The 16,992-nt window shown below is 65.1% G+C and carries 18 protein-coding genes and 1 riboswitch; of the genes, 7 read left to right on the top strand and 11 right to left on the bottom strand.

Annotated elements, in window-relative coordinates:
- Positions 1–166: 166 nt before the first annotated feature.
- From XW59_RS20810 to XW59_RS20795, 4 genes are all read right to left on the bottom strand, one after another.
- Positions 167–580 carry a helix-turn-helix domain-containing protein gene (locus XW59_RS20810; RefSeq protein WP_047147800.1) on the bottom strand — a complete coding sequence of 138 codons (414 nt, stop codon included), beginning with the start codon at positions 578–580 and terminating at the stop codon, positions 167–169.
- Positions 581–1,030: 450 nt separating this feature from the next.
- Positions 1,031–1,681, bottom strand: coding sequence for a LysE family translocator (locus XW59_RS20805; RefSeq protein ID WP_047147714.1), 651 nt, complete (start codon positions 1,679–1,681; stop codon positions 1,031–1,033).
- Between the two features lie 89 nt (positions 1,682–1,770).
- Positions 1,771–2,733, bottom strand: a complete 963-nt coding sequence (dmeF, locus tag XW59_RS20800) for a CDF family Co(II)/Ni(II) efflux transporter DmeF (RefSeq protein ID WP_047147715.1) — start codon at positions 2,731–2,733, stop codon at positions 1,771–1,773.
- A 12-nt stretch (positions 2,734–2,745) separates the two neighbouring features.
- Positions 2,746–3,024, bottom strand: coding sequence for a metal/formaldehyde-sensitive transcriptional repressor (locus tag XW59_RS20795; protein WP_047147716.1), 279 nt, complete (start codon positions 3,022–3,024; stop codon positions 2,746–2,748).
- A 91-nt stretch (positions 3,025–3,115) separates the two neighbouring features.
- On the opposite strand from XW59_RS20795, the gene XW59_RS20790 reads away from it, so the two are divergent.
- The gene (locus XW59_RS20790) at positions 3,116–3,853 is read left to right on the top strand and encodes a GNAT family N-acetyltransferase (RefSeq protein WP_047147717.1); all 738 of its coding nucleotides are present in this window, start codon (positions 3,116–3,118) and stop codon (positions 3,851–3,853) included.
- 232 nt (positions 3,854–4,085) lie between these two features.
- Here the strand turns inward: XW59_RS20790 and XW59_RS20785 are convergent, their stop codons facing one another.
- Together XW59_RS20785 and XW59_RS20780 are read right to left on the bottom strand one after the other, a co-directional pair.
- Complete coding sequence (locus tag XW59_RS20785; protein ID WP_047147718.1) at positions 4,086–4,520, bottom strand: 6,7-dimethyl-8-ribityllumazine synthase; 435 nt, start codon at positions 4,518–4,520, stop codon at positions 4,086–4,088.
- A 79-nt stretch (positions 4,521–4,599) separates the two neighbouring features.
- Positions 4,600–4,744: riboswitch (FMN riboswitch) on the bottom strand.
- Positions 4,745–4,796: 52 nt separating this feature from the next.
- The gene (locus XW59_RS20780) at positions 4,797–5,732 is read right to left on the bottom strand and encodes a GlxA family transcriptional regulator (protein ID WP_047147719.1); all 936 of its coding nucleotides are present in this window, start codon (positions 5,730–5,732) and stop codon (positions 4,797–4,799) included.
- 95 nt (positions 5,733–5,827) lie between these two features.
- On the opposite strand from XW59_RS20780, the gene XW59_RS20775 reads away from it, so the two are divergent.
- Positions 5,828–6,976, top strand: coding sequence for a DJ-1/PfpI family protein (locus XW59_RS20775; RefSeq protein ID WP_137327066.1), 1,149 nt, complete (start codon positions 5,828–5,830; stop codon positions 6,974–6,976).
- Positions 6,977–7,036: 60 nt separating this feature from the next.
- Here the strand turns inward: XW59_RS20775 and XW59_RS20770 are convergent, their stop codons facing one another.
- The gene (locus XW59_RS20770; protein WP_047147721.1) at positions 7,037–7,627 is read right to left on the bottom strand and encodes a TetR/AcrR family transcriptional regulator; all 591 of its coding nucleotides are present in this window, start codon (positions 7,625–7,627) and stop codon (positions 7,037–7,039) included.
- Positions 7,628–7,720: 93 nt separating this feature from the next.
- Here XW59_RS20770 and XW59_RS20765 point away from each other — a divergent pair, with 93 nt between their 5' ends.
- Positions 7,721–8,512 carry a crotonase/enoyl-CoA hydratase family protein gene (locus tag XW59_RS20765; protein WP_136068417.1) on the top strand — a complete coding sequence of 264 codons (792 nt, stop codon included), beginning with the start codon at positions 7,721–7,723 and terminating at the stop codon, positions 8,510–8,512.
- Positions 8,513–8,658: 146 nt separating this feature from the next.
- Positions 8,659–10,008 (top strand): EAL domain-containing protein, encoded by a 1,350-nt coding sequence (locus XW59_RS20760; RefSeq protein WP_047147801.1) that lies wholly within the window; start codon positions 8,659–8,661, stop codon positions 10,006–10,008.
- Positions 10,009–10,039: 31 nt separating this feature from the next.
- Here XW59_RS20760 and XW59_RS20755 read toward each other — a convergent pair whose 3' ends face one another.
- Positions 10,040–10,396 (bottom strand): septal ring lytic transglycosylase RlpA family protein, encoded by a 357-nt coding sequence (locus XW59_RS20755; RefSeq protein ID WP_047147723.1) that lies wholly within the window; start codon positions 10,394–10,396, stop codon positions 10,040–10,042.
- Positions 10,397–10,891: 495 nt separating this feature from the next.
- Between XW59_RS20755 and XW59_RS20750 the strand changes: the two genes are divergently transcribed.
- Complete coding sequence (locus XW59_RS20750) at positions 10,892–11,593, top strand: outer membrane protein (RefSeq protein WP_052958345.1); 702 nt, start codon at positions 10,892–10,894, stop codon at positions 11,591–11,593.
- A 103-nt stretch (positions 11,594–11,696) separates the two neighbouring features.
- Here the strand turns inward: XW59_RS20750 and XW59_RS20745 are convergent, their stop codons facing one another.
- Together XW59_RS20745 and XW59_RS20740 are read right to left on the bottom strand one after the other, a co-directional pair.
- A complete protein-coding gene (locus XW59_RS20745; RefSeq protein ID WP_082137737.1) occupies positions 11,697–13,157 on the bottom strand; it encodes a PepSY-associated TM helix domain-containing protein in 1,461 nt (486 codons plus the stop codon).
- 61 nt (positions 13,158–13,218) lie between these two features.
- Positions 13,219–13,617, bottom strand: coding sequence for a hypothetical protein (locus XW59_RS20740; RefSeq protein ID WP_052958349.1), 399 nt, complete (start codon positions 13,615–13,617; stop codon positions 13,219–13,221).
- A gap of 204 nt (positions 13,618–13,821) precedes the next feature.
- Between XW59_RS20740 and XW59_RS20735 the strand changes: the two genes are divergently transcribed.
- Together XW59_RS20735 and XW59_RS20730 are read left to right on the top strand one after the other, a co-directional pair.
- The gene (locus XW59_RS20735; protein WP_047147724.1) at positions 13,822–15,216 is read left to right on the top strand and encodes a selenium-binding family protein; all 1,395 of its coding nucleotides are present in this window, start codon (positions 13,822–13,824) and stop codon (positions 15,214–15,216) included.
- A gap of 28 nt (positions 15,217–15,244) precedes the next feature.
- Positions 15,245–15,871, top strand: coding sequence for a hypothetical protein (locus XW59_RS20730; protein WP_047147725.1), 627 nt, complete (start codon positions 15,245–15,247; stop codon positions 15,869–15,871).
- A gap of 49 nt (positions 15,872–15,920) precedes the next feature.
- Here the strand turns inward: XW59_RS20730 and XW59_RS20725 are convergent, their stop codons facing one another.
- Positions 15,921–16,691 carry a hypothetical protein gene (locus XW59_RS20725; protein WP_052958351.1) on the bottom strand — a complete coding sequence of 257 codons (771 nt, stop codon included), beginning with the start codon at positions 16,689–16,691 and terminating at the stop codon, positions 15,921–15,923.
- Positions 16,692–16,992: the final 301 nt, after the last annotated feature.

Genomic DNA, 16,992 nt, shown 5'->3' with positions numbered 1-16,992 from the left:
TGAAAGAAGACTGCCGATGAAACGGCAGGGACGGCAATCTGTTAGCGAAGCCGGTCTTCGTTCGTCAAGCCGCATCTTGGTTCCACCTGGCGGCGGAGCCTGCGTAGGATGCGTGAGATCCTGCGGCTTTTTTCTCTTCAAACGCCGGATTGGAGCAATCCCTGCCCTATTCCTCGTCCGTCGCGAGGGCCTTTACCAGGTCGATCACCTTGCGGCGAATTTTTGGATCAGAAATTTTTACAAAGGCGCGATTGAGTTGAAGACCCTCGGAACTGCTCAGGAAGTCGACGACGTAGTTTGCCGAGGATTCCTCGGCGAATCCGCCCTGAGGCGTCCCTTCCTGGCCTGGGGCATCCTCAAAGAAGAACGAAACGGGCACGCCGAGGACGGCGGCGGCCGACTGCAGCCTGCTCGCGCCCACCCTGTTCGTTCCCTTTTCGTATTTCTGAACCTGCTGAAACGTAATTCCCAAGCTTTCGCCAAGTTTTTCCTGGCTCATCCCGAGCATGTTTCTCCGCAGTCTTATACGTCCGCCTACATGGATATCGATCGGATTCGGTTTTTTCTTGTTTTCCGGCATGTGTTCCTCGCCCATTTTTGCGGGCTCTACTTGTCTCGCCTCATTTTCCGAAATCCCAAACCCCGCTCGACGCCCCATATTCCGGCGCTCAATGCCTCCCGGCAAACGGCGCGCGCACTATGAATCCCTAATATACGCGCTGTCAATTGTCCCTCTCGGCTGATGGCTAACGAGGGGCGTCGCAGCCGGTTCCGCGCGCGGGGAAATACAGCGCGACTGTCAATCCGTCGAGAGGTGGCCGCGAGCGCCCGGCGGCTGCGGCTATCGGCGTATGGCGGCGGAAGCGCACCGGTGTGGACGAGTTGCAAGGTTGCTGCTGGCTTAACCCTCTTGCATGATCTTCCTGCAACACGGCGTCGACGATGAGTGCCCGGCCACAACCGGAAGTATAGTGCCATGGAAAGGCGGCGCCCGGGCTCGGCTTGTGCCGCGCGCAACCGTGCCGCCCGCCTATTTCCGGTGATTTCCGGCGAAGGCGGCCGTCAGCCCCAGGCCGATGAACAGGACCCCGCTGACATAGCGTTCGAAGCCGAGATAGGCACGGTTGCTCTTCAGCCAATTGCCGGCGGTGCCGGCCGCAAGCGCGTAGCAGCTATCGGTCACGAGACCGATCAGCATGAAGAGAAAACCGAGAAATATCATCTGCGCCGCCACATGGCCGCGCCCGACATCGACGAATTGGGGCAGGAAAGCGAGAAAGAACAGTGCCGTCTTCGGGTTGAGCAGATTGACGATGAAACCGTCGCGGAAGAGCTTTGCATAGCCGTGCTTGGGCAAGGATATCCCGGGCCCCGGCGCCTCCGCGCGGCCGAAGATCTTTCTGAGGCCGAGCCAGATGAGATAGGCGGCGCCCGCATATTTGACGATGCCGAAAGCCAGGGCCGACGAAGCGATCACCGCCGACAGGCCGACGGCGGCGGCGAGAATATGGACCCCTGTCCCGGTGTGGATGCCGAGGACCGAGACGAAGCCGGCAAGCCGGCCCTGCTCGACAGAACGCCCCACAAGATAGAGGACGGACGGTCCCGGTGTGAGCAGCATGATGATGGATGCGCTGACGAAAAGGCCAAGCGCGGCGGCACTCGGAACGACGATGTCCATTGGCTTTGTCCTTGCGTGATGCCAAACTGCAGGCTGCCAATAGGCGTAGCGCGCATTTTTGCGATGTCAACGCAGTCCGCGCAGCCTGCTCAGTTTCGCCGAAGGGCGTCGATTTCCACGGTCAGGTGCGACAGGTCGCGAAGGTGAGCAAGCTTGCGTCGGTAGAAGGCGACGGGGCGTGGCCTTTCCGTGACCAGGGAAACGATCGCGGCGTGGTGACCGGGGCCAACCTGCCAGACATGCAGATCGGTGATCCGGTCGCCCTCCGCTTCTATCGCCTCCCGTATCTCTCGCGGCAGTTCGTCGCTCTCGGGCAGGTAGTCGACCAGCACGCGGCCCGCGTCGCGCATCAGGCCCCATGACCATCGCGCTATGATCAGAGCTCCGACGATGCCCATCATCGGGTCCAGCCAAATCCAGCCATAGAGACTGCCGAAGGCAAGCGCGACGATCGCGAGCACGGAGGTTAGCGCATCGGCGAGGACGTGAAGATAGGCAGCGCGAAGATTGTGATCGCGACCGCCCTCCTCGTGCCGGTGCCGGCCGTGGGAATGGTCGGTGTGGGAATGGTCATGGTGATGGTGATGCGCATGATCGTCCCGCAGCAGCCAGGCGCTGACAAGATTGACCAGCAGGCCGATCGCCGCGACGGAGATGGCCTGACCGAAAGAAATCGGTACGGGGGCGGCCAGGCGAAGAACGCTTTCATAGCCGATGAAAAGGGCGATCAGCGCCAGGATCACCGCGCTCGCGAAGCCGGCAAGATCGCCGAGCTTTCCCGTCCCGAAGCTGAAGCGGGCATCGTGGCTGTATTTGCGGGCATAGAAATAGGCGCCGGCGGCTATGAGCATGGCGGCGGCGTGGGTCGACATATGGAACCCGTCGGCCACCAGCGCCATCGAGCCGTAGACGGTTCCGGCAACGATCTCAACGACCATCATCGAGGCGGTCAGGGCGACGACGACCCAGATGCGCCGCTCGTTGCGTCCATGGTCACGCCCTAGAAAGTCGTGGTTGTGACCGCCCGGCGCGGCATAAGCCTGCTGCTGCATCGGTCTTCTCCGTCACTTCATATAGGTGCGCAGGACGGCAATGAGATCCGCCGCTCCCTTCGCCCTGGCCGGGTCGGCATCGAGGTCGGGATTCACGACGTGGTGCCGGATGTGGTCTTCCACGAGTTCGATCGTCAGCCCGTTGATCGCGCCCCGCGCGGAAGCCACCAGTTGGAGGATGTCACCACAGGGCGTGTGGTTCTCCAGCGCCCGCTCGATCGCTTCCATTTGTCCGCGCAGCCGGCGGACCCTGGCGACGAGCTTGGCATTGTCCTTCTGCAAATGCGTCATGGTATAGGGGGGTATCCTATATTCGAGTGTTCGGCAAGTTATCGGTGAGGCAGTCTTTGCAGCCGGCGGCGCGGACGATAGACTTTCGAAAATGATTTCCGACATCGAACTGCTCGGCATCGACTATCGAACGCTTTTTCTTCTCGCTGCAAACGGGCGCATCGAGCGCGAAAACGACCCCGACCGTTCGCCCGGCCCCCGCTTCTGGCTGGCCGGCTGCGCCTCCGGCAACGTCTTCGGCATTCGTGCGGATGTCGCCAACGAGATAGCGGCCGAGATAGGCTCGATCGCCGCGTCCGAACCGCCCTTCGCTAGCCATGACGGGTTTCCAAGGCATATCGAGCGCTATGTGGCCCTGCTCGGCAAGCAGGCCTCGGAACTTCGCGCCACCAGCGGGCTGATTTACGAACTGCCCCATTCGCTTCGACATGAAAGCCGCGCCAGACTGATCGGAAGCGAAAGCGAGGAAGGACGGGCGCTTCACCGGACCCTGTGCGACCGCGGAATGCCCGAGGGAATGGCGGAGCTAGGCTTCCGCGTCGTCTCGGATTTCTGGCCGCCATGGTGCGCCGCCCTCGTCGACGGCGAGATCGCCTCGGTCGCGTTCGCTGCCCGCATCTGCGACGTCGGCGCGGAACTCGGGCTGGCGACGGCGGCGAAGTTCAGGGGACAGGGCTTTGCCGCGGAAGCCGTCTGCGGGTGGTCGCATCTGCCCGTGCTCGCTTCGCGCAGGCTGTTCTACAGCACCGACCAGGCAAATCTCGCCTCACGGCGTGTCGTTTCGCGTCTGGGCCTGCGTTTTCTCGGCGCCAGCTTGCGGATTTCCTAGGGCAGTTCAGGTTTTCACCGCCCCCTCCACCACTTCGTGGTCCCCCTCCCCCGCTCCGCAGGGGAGGAACCAGCGTCGCGACCGGCCGCACCGTGGATCCTCCCCCATCTTCATGGTGGATGGGGCGTTCCAAGCGACGATTCCATTTTCATCTGGAAACGCCCTAGGACCTGCCGCCTTACCGGAAGCGGGCATCGGAACGGCGCGCGAGGCGCCATCCCGACGCGGATCGTCATGCCGCCAGAGAAGCGCGGGTCCTGCCGATCATCAGCGCCGCTCTTGCCGCCTCGCGCCCCTTCTCGACGAAATGCGCGCGGTAGATCTGCCTGTGATGCTCCGTCTCCTGATATTGGTGCGGCGTCAGCGAGACCGACAGGACCGGCACGCCGGTGTCCATGCCGGCGCGCATCAGCCCGTCCACCACCGCCTGGGCGACGAATTCGTGGCGATAGATGCCTCCGTCGACGACGAAGGCGGCAGCGGCGACGGCGGCGTAGCGCCCGGTCGCGGCGAGATCGCGTGCGAGCAGCGGCATTTCGAAGGCGCCCGGCACGTCGAACACGTCGACCCGATCGGCCGGCACGAGTTCGAGGAAGCCGTCGAGCGCACGGTCGACGATGTCGGCGTGCCAGTTGGCTTTGACGAAGGCATAGCGGGTGGGTGTCATTGTGATCTCCTTTGGCAAACAGACACGTCACCCAAGGCGATCACGAGCGAGACCGATCACCCGCGGGGCATTCGGCATCGCGCGTTCTCTTTCATCCGGACTGTGACCGTCGGCTCAGGCATCGCACCTGATCTGCTGACCCTTCCTCGAGGAAGGCGCTCGCGGGCTCGCAACTTGCATTGCATACCGCCGGTGGGGACTTTCACCCCGCCCTGAGAACGCACTCACCATATACGAGTCGCGCCGGACGGCAAGGCCGAGGTTTCCACCTCCGTGCTATGCCCGCGCGACGCGCCTGAGTGCCTGCGGCGGCTGGCCCAAGCCGCGCAGGAAGGCGCGGCGCATGCGGCCGGGATCGCCGAAGCCCGCCGCTTCCGCGATGCGGTCGAGAGGGGCGCGGGTCGCCTCGACCGCCGTGCGGGCGGCCTCCAGGCGCAGCCGCTCCACGGCCTTCGCCGGCGTGGTCCCCGTCTCCGCCAGGAAGGCGCGCGCAAAGTTGCGCGGGCTCATGGCGGCGCGATCGGCGAGGCGATCGACGGTCAACGGTTCGGCGAGATGCACCTGCATCCACTCGATCAGCTCGGCGAAGCGGCCGGTTCTGCCACCGAGCTCCACCAGCGCCGAGAATTGCGACTGGCCGCCCGGCCGGCGATGGTGGACGACGAGCTGCTGCGCCGTCCGGCGGGCGACTTCGGGACCGAGATCGTCCTCGACGAGGGCAAGCGCCAGGTCGATGCCGGCGGAAATTCCGGCCGAGGTCCAGACATCGCCATCCCTGACGAAGATGCGGTCCGCGTTCAGCGTGATCTTCGGATAGCGGCGGCCGAAATCCTCCGTGCTGGCCCAGTGCGTGGTGGCGCGGCGACCGTCGAGCAGTCCGGCTTCCGCCAGCAGATAGGCGCCCGAGCAGACGCTGGCGATCCGTCGCGCCTTCACGGTGCGCAGCCAGGAGGCGACGTCCCGCGCCGCGGCCATGGAACGGATGATCTCGCCGCCCGACACGATCACCGTGTCGAAGCGGCCATCGTCCAGAGGTGTCGCGGAGAGCCTCAGCCCCGACGAGCTCTCCACCTCGCCGCCACCCGGCGAAATCAGCCGCAATTCGTAGCTTCCGGGGCGGAAGCGCCCGGCGATCTCGAACACCGCCGTGGGGCCTGACGTATCCAGCAGTTGAAAACCGGGATGTATGACGATTGCGATATTTCTCTGCATGGCAGTTTTCGCCTGTTTTATGTCATTTCGGACAAGCATGAGCCGCTGTAAGCTGCGCGTCAAGCTGACCGGCGAAAGCCATCGAGGGAACGACCATGTACCGGCGGATCGCATTGTGGGGTGTGCTCGGGGCCATTTTGCTCGGCCTTGCTGGGTTTGCCGGCTGGATTCTCACCCTTCCGCCCGCCGCGGCCGCGGCAACCGCGCCGGCGATCGACGGGCAGGAGACGGCCGACACGCTCGCGGCGCTGAAGCCGCCCACGCGCGAGCGGCCGCTGATCGCGATCATAGGCCTCAACGACGCCACCGAGACCACCGACTATCTGATGCCCTATGGCATCCTCCGGCGCGCCGAGATCGGCGACGTGGTGGCGCTGGCGACCGGGCCGGGACCAGTGACGCTCTACCCGGCGCTCAAGATAGAGCCGGACGCGACGGTGGCGGAGTTCGACACGCTGCACCCCGAAGGCGCCGACTATGTCGTCGTTCCGGCCATGAGCCGCGACGACGACCCGGCGGTCCTGCGATGGGTGCGCAGCCAGGCCGACAAGGGCGCGGTCGTCATCGGCATCTGCGCCGGCGCCAAGATCGTCGGCGAAGCCGGCTTGCTCGACGGCAGGCGGGCGACGACGCATTGGTATTATCTCGAGGAGATGAGCGAGAAGCACCCCGCGCTTCGCTACGTTGCCGACCGGCGGCTGGTGGTCGATGAAGGCGTGGCGACGACGACGGGCATCACCGCGTCCATGCCGATGATGCTCACATTGATCGAGGCGATCGCCGGTCGCGGCAAGGCGGAAGCTGTCGCCAGCGATCTCGGCCTCGCAAACTGGGATGCGCGCCATGCCAGCGAGGCGTTCAAGTTCACGCGCCCCTTCGCGCTGACGGCGATCGGCAACGGGCTCGCCTTCTGGAACCGCGAGCGGCTCGGCATCGAGTTGCGGACGGGCATGGACGAAGTCTCGCTCGCACTCGTCGCCGACGCCTGGTCGCGTACCTATCGCTCGAACGCGGTAACCTTCGCCGGATCGGCGGCCGCGATCGAGACCCGCAACGGCATCCGCATCATTCCCGACCAGGTCGAAAGGGGCTGGCCCGACGAGCTTCTGCTTTCGCAGGTCGACAGCCGCCCGCCGGCAATAGCCCTGGACGAGGCGCTTCGGCAAATCGGCGCCCGCTACGGGACGCGCACCGCCGATTTCGTCGCCATGCAGCTCGAATATCCAGGACAGGCAGCACGCTGAAGATACCGCGGCACGGCCGCGACGAAGATAAAGTTGGCTACCAGGCCGCCCGAAGCACCCTCATCCGGCCGGTCGCCTTTCCCCTGCCCTTTCGAGAAGCGCGACCGCGGCATCGCCCGCGCTTTCGATATAGGCGGCGTCGCGATGGACGAGCATCGCCGAAAAGCTTCCGTCCATCAAAAGCACGATCTGCCGGGCGAGCTCTTCGGCCTGCGCCCGCCCGTCGACCGCGATGATGCCGGCCAGCCAGGCCTCCAGCTTCTTCTTGTGCAGGCCCGCCAGCTTCACCGCCGGATGGCCCGGCGTGTCGACCAGTTCGGCGGCGGTGCGAAGAAAGCCGCATCCCTTCCAACGGCGGCCGCGTGTCGAAGCGGCGAGGTTGGCGAAGAGAGCCCTGATCCGGTCCGGGAACGCGCCTTCCGCCTCATCGAACCATTTGGCGAACAACGCCAGATTGGGCTGGTCGCGCGAGGCGAGATAGGCCTCGACGAGGTCGTCCTTGCTCCTGAAGTGGTAGTACAGCGTCTTTTTCGTCACGCCGGCTTTCTCGGCCACGGCGTCGACGCCGACCGCCCGCACGCCGGCTCCGTAGAAGAGGCGGTTGGCGGCTTGAAGGATCCTCTTCCGCGTGGCATCGCCGTTTCTGGGCATAGGTTATGTATACCGACTAGTGAGTGTATAAAAAGCGGCTCCGAGCGTAGCTGCATATGGCGAGACATGCAATCAACGCCGGAGGTTGGAATGATGCGGAATACCGTCCTCTTCGAAATTCGCGGGAAAGTGGCGATCCTTACCCTCAACCGTCCCGAGAAGCTCAACGCTCTCGACTACGCCACCAACGATCTGCTGCTGCGCCATCTCGACGAGATCGAACGCGACGGAAAAATCGCGGCCGTCATCGTCACCGGCGCGGGTGAGCGGGCTTTTTCGGCCGGCGCCGACATTCACGAGTTTTCCGAGAGCGTGAGGAAGGGAACCGACGTCGCGGTCAGGGATTTCGTGCGCCGCGGCCAGGCGATGACCGCCAGGGTGGAAGCCTTCCCGAAGCCCATCATCGCCGCGGTGAACGGCATTGCCTTCGGCGGCGGCTGCGAGATCACCGAAGCCGTCCATCTCGCGGTCGCTAGCGAGAACGCGATATTCGCGAAACCGGAGATCAACATCGCCATCCCGCCGACATTCGGCGGAACGCAGCGGCTGCCGAGGCTGGCGGGGCGCAAGCGCGCACTGGAATACCTGCTTACCGGCGATACGTTCTCGCCCGCCCGCGCCTATGAAATGGGCATCGTCAACAGCGTGGTTCCGCATGGCGATCTTCAGGATACCGCGTTCGACATGGCCAACCGTATCCTGCGGCACTCGCCCTTGGCCGTCGCGGGAATTCTCGCGGCCGTCACGCGCGGATTGAATGTCACGATCGCGGAAGGGCTACAGATCGAGAGCGAGCGGTTCGCGAGAATGGCGCCGACCCTGGACATCCGCGAGGGACTGGATGCCTGGATCGAGCGGCGCCCGCCGAGCTACCACGGCCGCTAGCGGCCGGCCGGCGCCAACCCGGGCCGGCGCGGGCTCGAAGCTTGATCGCGAAGCCGGCAAAAAATTGTTCTGAATGATACCATTCCTAAACGGTTTCCCGCCTATTTCGGCGCAGGGCTTGGACAAATGACAAAATGGGAATGCCGATGGGCGGTTCGTTCGGCAGCGGGCAGGTCTTCAACGAGGGTACGGATCTGGCATTCACCGATCCGCTGACCGGCCTCGGCAACATGCGCCGCTTCTTCGACAAGGTCGACCGGCTGATCGCCGAGCGCGCCGAGGATCCGGCGCCCTTCGCCATCGGCATCGTCGACCTCGACGGCTTCAAGCCGATCAACGACCTCTTCGGCCGCCGCGCCGGCGACGACATCCTCCAGCAAGTCGCCATGCGGCTCAAGGCGGCGATGGACACCCATTCCACGGTGACGCGGGTAGGTGCCGACGAGTTCGCCTTCCTCTACCCGCTGGTCTTCAGCGAGGATGCGATCGTGGACAAGGCACTGATGCTGGTCGAGGTGCTTTCGGCGCCCTACGACGTCGGCGACCGCACCGCGCGGCTTTCCGCCTCGGTCGGCTGCTCGCTGTTCGCATCCGGCGAGGAAACGACGGAGATACTGGTCAGCAAGGCCGAGACCGCGCTCTACCACGCCAAGCGCTCGGGGCGCGGACGTGTCGTGGTTTATACCCGCGAGATGGAGGAAGCCGCCAAGCGCGTCACCCGCATCGAGCAGGCACTGCGGCGCGCGGTGGCCGGCAGCGAGGTGGAACCGCATTTCCAGCCGATCGTCGACCTGAAGAGCCGGCGCATCATCGGCTTCGAGACGCTCGCGCGCTGGACCGACCGCGATCTCGGCTTCGTCTCGCCGTCGGTCTTCATCCCGATCGCCGAGGAACGCGGCATCATCGGCCAGCTTTCCCAGCTCGTGCTGCGCAAGGCCACCGAGGCCGCGCGCGACTGGCCGGACGACCTGTTCCTTTCCTTCAATCTCTCGCCCTCGCAGCTCGTCGACCAGAACACCGGCCTGCAGATCCTCTCGATCCTGGCCAAGACCGGCTTCGACCCGAAGCGGCTGGAGGTGGAGATCACCGAAACCGGCCTGATGACCGATCCGGCCTCGGCGGAGAAGATCGTCAACGATCTGCGCGCCGTCGGCATACGCGTGTCGCTCGACGATTTCGGCACCGGCCAGTCCTCGCTCGGCCGCCTGCGCGAGTTCCACTTCGACAAGCTGAAGATCGACCGCGCCTTCGTCTCCTCGATCATGGACGACAAGCCGTCGGAGCACATCATCCGCGCCATCCTCGCCATGTGCGAGGGGCTGGGCATGGACGTGGTGGCGGAAGGCATCGAGGACGAAGCGCAGGCCAAGCGGCTCATCCAGTTCGGCTGCGCCGGCGGCCAGGGCTATCTGTTCGGCAGGCCCAGCGATGCCAAGACCACGCTCGGCTATCTGCGCGACGCCTATCGCGCCGCGGCTCGCGTCGGCGGTGCCTGAGCGATCCCGCGCGTATCGGACCGCGCTCGAGCTAACCCATATGCTCGATGCAGATCTTGGTATGGCCGGCGCCTATGAAGCCGAGCTTGCCGGCGGCGGCCTTCGAGAGATCGATCACCCTGCCCCTGATGAAGGGACCGCGATCGTTGATCCGTACAACCACGGCCTTGCCGTTGCGCTGATTGGTCACCTTCACCTTGGTGCCGAAGGGCAGCGAGCGATGCGCCGCCGTCATCGCCGAAGGGTTCATCCGCTCCCCGGAGGCGGTTTTGGACGTAAGCGCGTACCAGGACGCGCCGCCGCATTGAGCCGATGCCGCGCCGGCCGACGCGGCAAGGATCACCGCCGCCGTCGCCGCGACGGCGGATTTCTTTGCTTTTCTTGACATCTACAAGACCGCTCCATTTGCTTATCGATCGCGCGTAGGCAGCGAATGGGGCGGCGGCGGGGAACAGGTTCCATAATCTCGGACAATTATTGAGTCGCCCTGAAACATTCGGGTCAGATCAACGCGAATCCGGCAAAGACAAGCCTCAGATACGCGTGCCCGCGGCATGCCCGCCGACAATCAAATATCGACCGCGGCGGCGATGGACTGCCGGATAATTCTGACGTTGCCTATGGGATTTCTTCCTTGCGGGGAAGTTGCTTTGTAAGGACAATGCCGTTGTCTTTCAATATGTTGGAGAGAATGCAGTCTCCCTTTCCCGAGACCCGGCTACCCCGTCTATTAGCCAGACAACGAAATCCGTGGTGGAGCGCCTCCCGGCTGCGACAAAAGAGCCGGAAGGATGCACGCGTAACGGGTGTGGCAGCATTGCTACAGACACGGCGTTACGCCTCCGGTATCCCGCCGTCATTCAACCTGGACGGAGGGCTTTCTATGAATCTGAAACTTATGACTGTAACGTCGGCAGCAGCGCTTCTTGCCGCTTCGAGCGCCTTCGCGGCCGACCTGGCCGCCTACGAGCCGGCGCCCGTGGCACCCGTGGCAGCCGCCCCGTTCGATTGGACCGGCTTCTATGTCGGCGGCATCGGCGGCCTCGGCACGGGCGACTTCGAATACGATCTCGGGGTCGTCGGCGGCCCGAGCGTTCTCGACGGGGAAATCTCGGCGGGCGGCGCTTTCGGCGGCGTGCAGGTCGGTTATGACTGGCAGACCGGCGCCTGGGTGTTCGGCGCCGTCGCCGACATCGCAATCACCGGCATCGACGCGAGCGCTTCCATATCGAGCGGGCCGGACACGCTCAGCGCCAAGTCGGAGCTGGAATATCTCGGCACCGTTCGCGCCCGCGTCGGCTACGCTTTCGACCGCGCTCTCGTCTACGGCCATGGCGGTCTCGCCTATGGCCGCACCGAGCAGACCCTGTCGGACGGCTTCGCCGAGATCAGCGCGAAGCAGAACCGCACCGGCTGGACCATCGGCGCCGGCATCGAGTACGCGGTGACGGACAAGGTCTCGGTCGGCACCGAATACGGCTATGTCGATCTCGGCCGCAAGGACGTGTTCAACGACGGTGCCCTGCGCATCGGCGAGGACGTCCGCTTCCACACCGTCAAGGCAGCGGTGAACTTCCGCTTCTGATCCGCGCGACGCGCATCGCCAAAACGACGACGCCGGGCCTCGCGCCCGGCGTTTCTTTTTGGCAAAGCAGGCTCCGTGCGCGCCTGCTTCCGCCGCGAATGCCTCAAGCCGCCCGGCGGTCGGGCATGCGCCGCGCGCTCCACCAGCGCGCGATATCGACGCAAAGGAAGAACGCCAGGCTGGCGCCGACCAGCGGCAGCGCCCAGCCCAGCCCAAGGGCGACGATGATCACGACCGCCTTCAACCATGCCGAAAGCCGCATCCAGGCGTCGACGAGCGTTCGCGGCATCGCCCCCGGCGCCGGGCGCCGCTGCCACCAGATGCGATAGCCATAGACGATGGTGAAGACGAGCCCGAGCCCAAGCGCCGCCATCAGGAACTGATTGGGAAGCCCGAACAATATGCCCATGTGGAGGTCGATGCCCCAGCGGATCAGCTTGGCGACGATCGGGAAGGTCGCGAAATCGGCCCGGCTGACGACCTCCATCGAACGCGGATCGATAGCGAGCGTGTCGACCTGCGTCGGCCAGGAACGGTCGTACTCGCGCACCAGCCACGCCTGGTCGGCCGATCGCGGAGGGCGTATCTCGATCATCGCCGAATCGATGCCGGCCCGCCGCGCGACGGCGTGGATGTCGTCCAGCAGCGCGGCATCGGCAGCCGCGGGCTGCGCTTCCGCCTGTTCCGGGGCGGTCTCATGGTGGTGATGCGCATGTTCCCCGTGCGCCGCAACGTCCCCCTCGCCCAGCGCCAGCGAGACCGAGGGCGTGACCCATCCGACCGCGGCGCGGAACCCGTCGATGCGCGCACCGGCCCATTGCGACCAGGTCAGGCCGGTTATCGACAGGAAGATCAGGCCGGCCGCGATCCAGACGCCGGCGAGGCCGTGCAGGCGCCGTGTCCGCATCGCGGTGTTCTGCCTGCCGGCCGTGGCCTTCATGCCGCCGCGCCGCCACCACCACAGCATGATGCCGCCGAGCGCCGCGATCCAGAGCCAGGAGGCAGCGAGCTCGCTGTAATATCGCCCGAACTCGCCAAGGAGCAGGTTGCGGTGGAGATAGTCGATCTGGGTGCGGAACGGCAGCGTGCCGCTCGTCCCATAGACGATCATGTCGCCCTTGATGTCGAGCGTCACGGGATCGACGAAGATCGCCCGGCTTTCCGACTCCTTCAGGCCGGGCTCGGCGAACATCACCCTGGAATTCCATCCGGCTCCGGTCGCGGGCCTGACGGCAAAGAGGCGCGGCGCCGCGCCTATGTAGTCGCGGGCGGCATCGGCCTGGTCCGCGAGCGATCGGGCTTCGCCGAGCGAGGCGGTCCGCAGTTCATCGCGATAGAGATAATCCTCGATCTGCGGCGTGATCACGAAAAGCGTACCGGTGATCGCGGCGATCAGGACGAAGGGGCCGACGAAGAGCCCGACATAGAAATGCAGCCGCGTGACGAAGGCTCGAAAGCCCGATCCGCCGCCGGCGATCGCGCCGGTTCGCGGTGGTGTGCGGTTTCGTGAAATCGGCGCGTCGGCCGGCAAGGGCGCGGCCGCCGTGGAAACTGGCGTGGTCATGATTGTTCTCCAAATGCGCAAGGACGGGCGAGCGCATGGGCACTCGCCTTCGGTTCGAACGTCAGATGGAGACTTGGGGAGGTGCCCGGGGATTCGGTATCAGGCCGACGACAGGCGGCGGCCCGCGCGCGGCAAGCGAGGCATGCCATTGCTCGGGAGCGAGCGTCGTGTCGAACTCGACCGGGACGGCGGTCGTCGAGACAGCCGGCAGCGAAGAGCAGGCCGCCTGGCACGCCGTCGAGCAACAATCATGGGCGAGCTTCTTCGCCGGCTGGTCGGTGCCCTGATCCGAAACGCCGAAGGAAGAGCAGATGACAAAGCCCGGCCCGCCCTCGGCGACGGCCATCGCGGTTTGCGCATAGGCGCCGAAAAGGCCCTGCAGCAGGAGAAAATAGGCCAGCGCCGCGGCCATGAGGCCGGCCACGAACCTGTCAGCGATGATCCCCCTGATGCCGTGCATGAAAGCCTAATGCCACGCCATGCGGGGCTTGTCACTGCGACGAATGCGGAGCGCCGGCCCCTCCCCCGATGCGGTCCGTGGATTCTTCGGCATTCCACTCGTCGATCCTCCCCCCCAAAAGGAGTATAATGGCTCGGGCGACAATTCCGCGCTGCGGGTTTAACCTCGTCGCTGTCGGGGGCATAGCATCCAAGGAGGATGAGCATGGCAACCTGGCAACCCGATCCCTCGTTCTACCCCTCGCCGAGGATGGCGGCCAAGGCGCCCGCCGAAAACCTCGCCTATGTCGCTGCCTTCGACCCGGAGCGCAGGAAGCCCGACGCCATCGCGGTGGTCGACGTCGACCCGAAGTCCGCCACCTATTCGCGGATCGTCGGGCAGGTCGACATGCCGAATGTCGGCGACGAGCTGCATCATTTCGGCTGGAACGCCTGTTCGTCCTGCCTGTGCCCGAACGCGCCGCACCCGCATATGGAACGGCGCTACCTCGTCGTGCCGGGGCTCCGCTCGTCGCGGCTGCACATCATCGACACCAAGCCCGATCCCCGGAACCCGCAGATCGTCAGGGTGATCGAGCCGGAGGAGGTGGCGGAGAAGGCCGGCTACTCGCGGCTCCACACCATCCATTGCGGACCGGAGGGCATTTACGTCAACGCGCTCGGCAATCCCGAGGGCAAGCGGCCCGGCGGCATCTTCCTGCTCGACCCCGTGAGCTTCGACGTTCTCGGCAAATGGGAGATCGACCGGGGTTCCCAGGAGCTCGCCTATGATTTCTGGTGGCATCTCGGCCACGACACGATGGTGACGAGCGAGTGGGGAACGCCGGACACGTTCGAGGAAGGGCTCGTGCCCGAGATCCTTCTCGGCAGCAAATACGGGCGACGGCTGCATTTCTGGGACCTGCACACGCGCAAGCACCTGCAGGAGATCGATTTCGGCGAGGAATACCAGCTCGTCTTCGAGCTGCGGCCCGCGCACGACCCGACAAAGGCGTACGGCTTCGTCGGCTGCGTCATCAGCCTGAAGGACCTGTCCGCCTCCATCTGGACCTGGTATCGCGACGGCGACCGATGGGCGGTCCGGAAGATCATCGACATCCCGGCGGAACCGGCGGACGCCGACGATCTGCCGCCTATGCTGAAGGGCTTCGGGGCGGTTCCGCCGCTCGTCACCGACATCGACCTGTCGATGGACGACCGCTTCCTCTACGTGTCGTGCTGGGGCACCGGCGACATGCTGCAATACGATGTGTCGGACCCGATGAACCCAAGGCTCGTCGGCAAGGTTCGCATCGGCGGCATCGTGTCGAGGGCCACCCATCCGAAGGCCGTCAACGGCGCGCTCAACGGCGGCCCGCAAATGGTCGAGATCAGCCGCGACGGCAGGAGGGTCTATTTCACAAACTCGCTCTACGGCGCGATCGACCCGCAATTCTACCCCGACGGCATCGACGGCTGGATGGTGAAGCTGGACGTCGGCGAGAACGGCGGCATCGCCTTCGACGAGAATTTCTTCGTCGACTGGCCCAAGGGCCATCGGCCGCACCAGGTGCGCCTGGAGGGCGGCGATTGCTCTTCGGATTCCTATTGCTATCCGTGACCGGTGCGTTGCAGGCGGTCGCTGAGCGATGACGGAAATGACGCCCTGGCTCGTGCTCGCCGGCCTCGGCGCGTTCCATGGCGTCAATCCCGCCATGGGCTGGCTTTTCGCGGTCGCGCTGGGGCTCAACCGCAACAGCCGGCGAGTGGTGTGGCTGTCGCTCTTCCCGATCGCGGCCGGCCACGCCGTTTCCATCGCCGCCGTGCTTGCCGTGGTGGTGGCGCTCGGACTCGTCCTCGAGCCACATTCACTGAATCTGGCGGCGGGCACCGTGCTGCTCGGATGGGCCGCCTACTACGCCCTTTACGGACACCGCCATCGTGTGCGCGTCGGCATGCGCACGGGCATGGTCGGCCTCGGTGCGTGGTCGTTCCTAATGGCGACGGGCCATGGCGCCGGGCTGATGCTCGTCCCGGTCGTCATCCCGCTCTGCCTGACGGCGTCGCCGGCAAGCGAACTCTTCACGGCGAACGCCCTGCCGGTCTCCCTCGCCGCGGTCGCGGTGCACATGGGCACCATGCTCGCCGTGACGGCGGTGATCGCGATCGCGGTGTATGAATGGGTGGGCGTGGCGCTCCTGCGCCGCGGCTGGATCAATCTCGACCTGATCTGGATCGCGGCGCTGGCGGCGACCGGCCTCGTCCTCGTTTCATGAGATCGAGCCGGGCCGCTGCCGCGGATCGCGAGGCGGATGGCCGATGCCGTCACCGCGCCTGGAATGTCTCCACCGTGTCCGCCGCGACCTGTTGAAGGAAGGCGACGTCCTCGGCGTCGATGCGGCCGTAATAGTCGTAGCTCAGCCCCACGGGGCTTGCCTCGTAAAGGGTTGCATAGGTGGTCGCCGCGGCGAGATAGGTGCCCAGAAGACTGGGGTGGCTATGGTCGAATTCGACGTGAAGCTCGATATCCGGCCGTCGGCGCTTCGCTTCCTCGAACGCCAGCCCCACCGGGATGACGGCGGCGTCGATCTCCGCCCCGACCTTCGAATACAGGTCGGCGAGGCGGTTCGTGCCTTCCGCATCGTAGCTGTCGTGCCCTTCCGCATAGGCGTGGGTCATGTAGAGCGCCGTGCGGGCGCCATGCCGGCGGATCAAGCCGTCGGCCGCGATGACCGCATCGCGAAACGCCGCCCTGCGGCTGTCGGAATTCGCCGCGGCGCTATGGCCCTGCAGGATTACGACATCGAACGGAGTGTCGTAGCCTACGGCGTTTTCGGTCAGATAGTGCGCGATCGGATGATGGGAGAGCGAACCGCCCGAAATGGTGATGGAGCGATAACGCAGATCGCTGCCGGGCAGGCCCTGTGCCTCCTGCAGCAGCCGGCTCACATGGTTGTGCAGGCTGTCGTTGTAATAGAAATAGCTGTTGCCAACGAACAGAATCTGCCGGGGCTCATCAACCTCCTGCGAGAAGGCGGCGGTTGAAAGCGTGATGGTGAGCGCGGCGGCAATGCCCGCGAAAGACCTGAAAAGCATCGTCGTTTCTCCTCCCTGGCCAGGTGGATCGGGATGGCCAGCCGGAGGAAAATTGCAACCGCAAACGACACTGTCCATCTGCGCGGCTCAAATGTTTGCGACAAAGTGCCCGTTAGGCTGCTGCATGGGTGGAAACGGTTACAACGCGTCTCAACGCTGTTTCGGATCATACCCATCCGAAGGCTCGCCGCCGGCCGAAGGGAGGAAAGCGAGCCTTTCCAGATACGGGCCGGAAGGCACCCCATGGCGCCATTTCCGCAGCTTGAAGAGGTGGACCGAGACAAGGGCCGAAAGGCCGCTT

Source organism: Aquamicrobium sp. LC103, from assembly GCF_001014615.2.
GTDB lineage: Bacteria > Pseudomonadota > Alphaproteobacteria > Rhizobiales > Rhizobiaceae > LBCQ02.
Note: the sequence above shows the minus strand (reverse complement) of the source record. Positions and strands in the feature narration are given on the sequence as shown.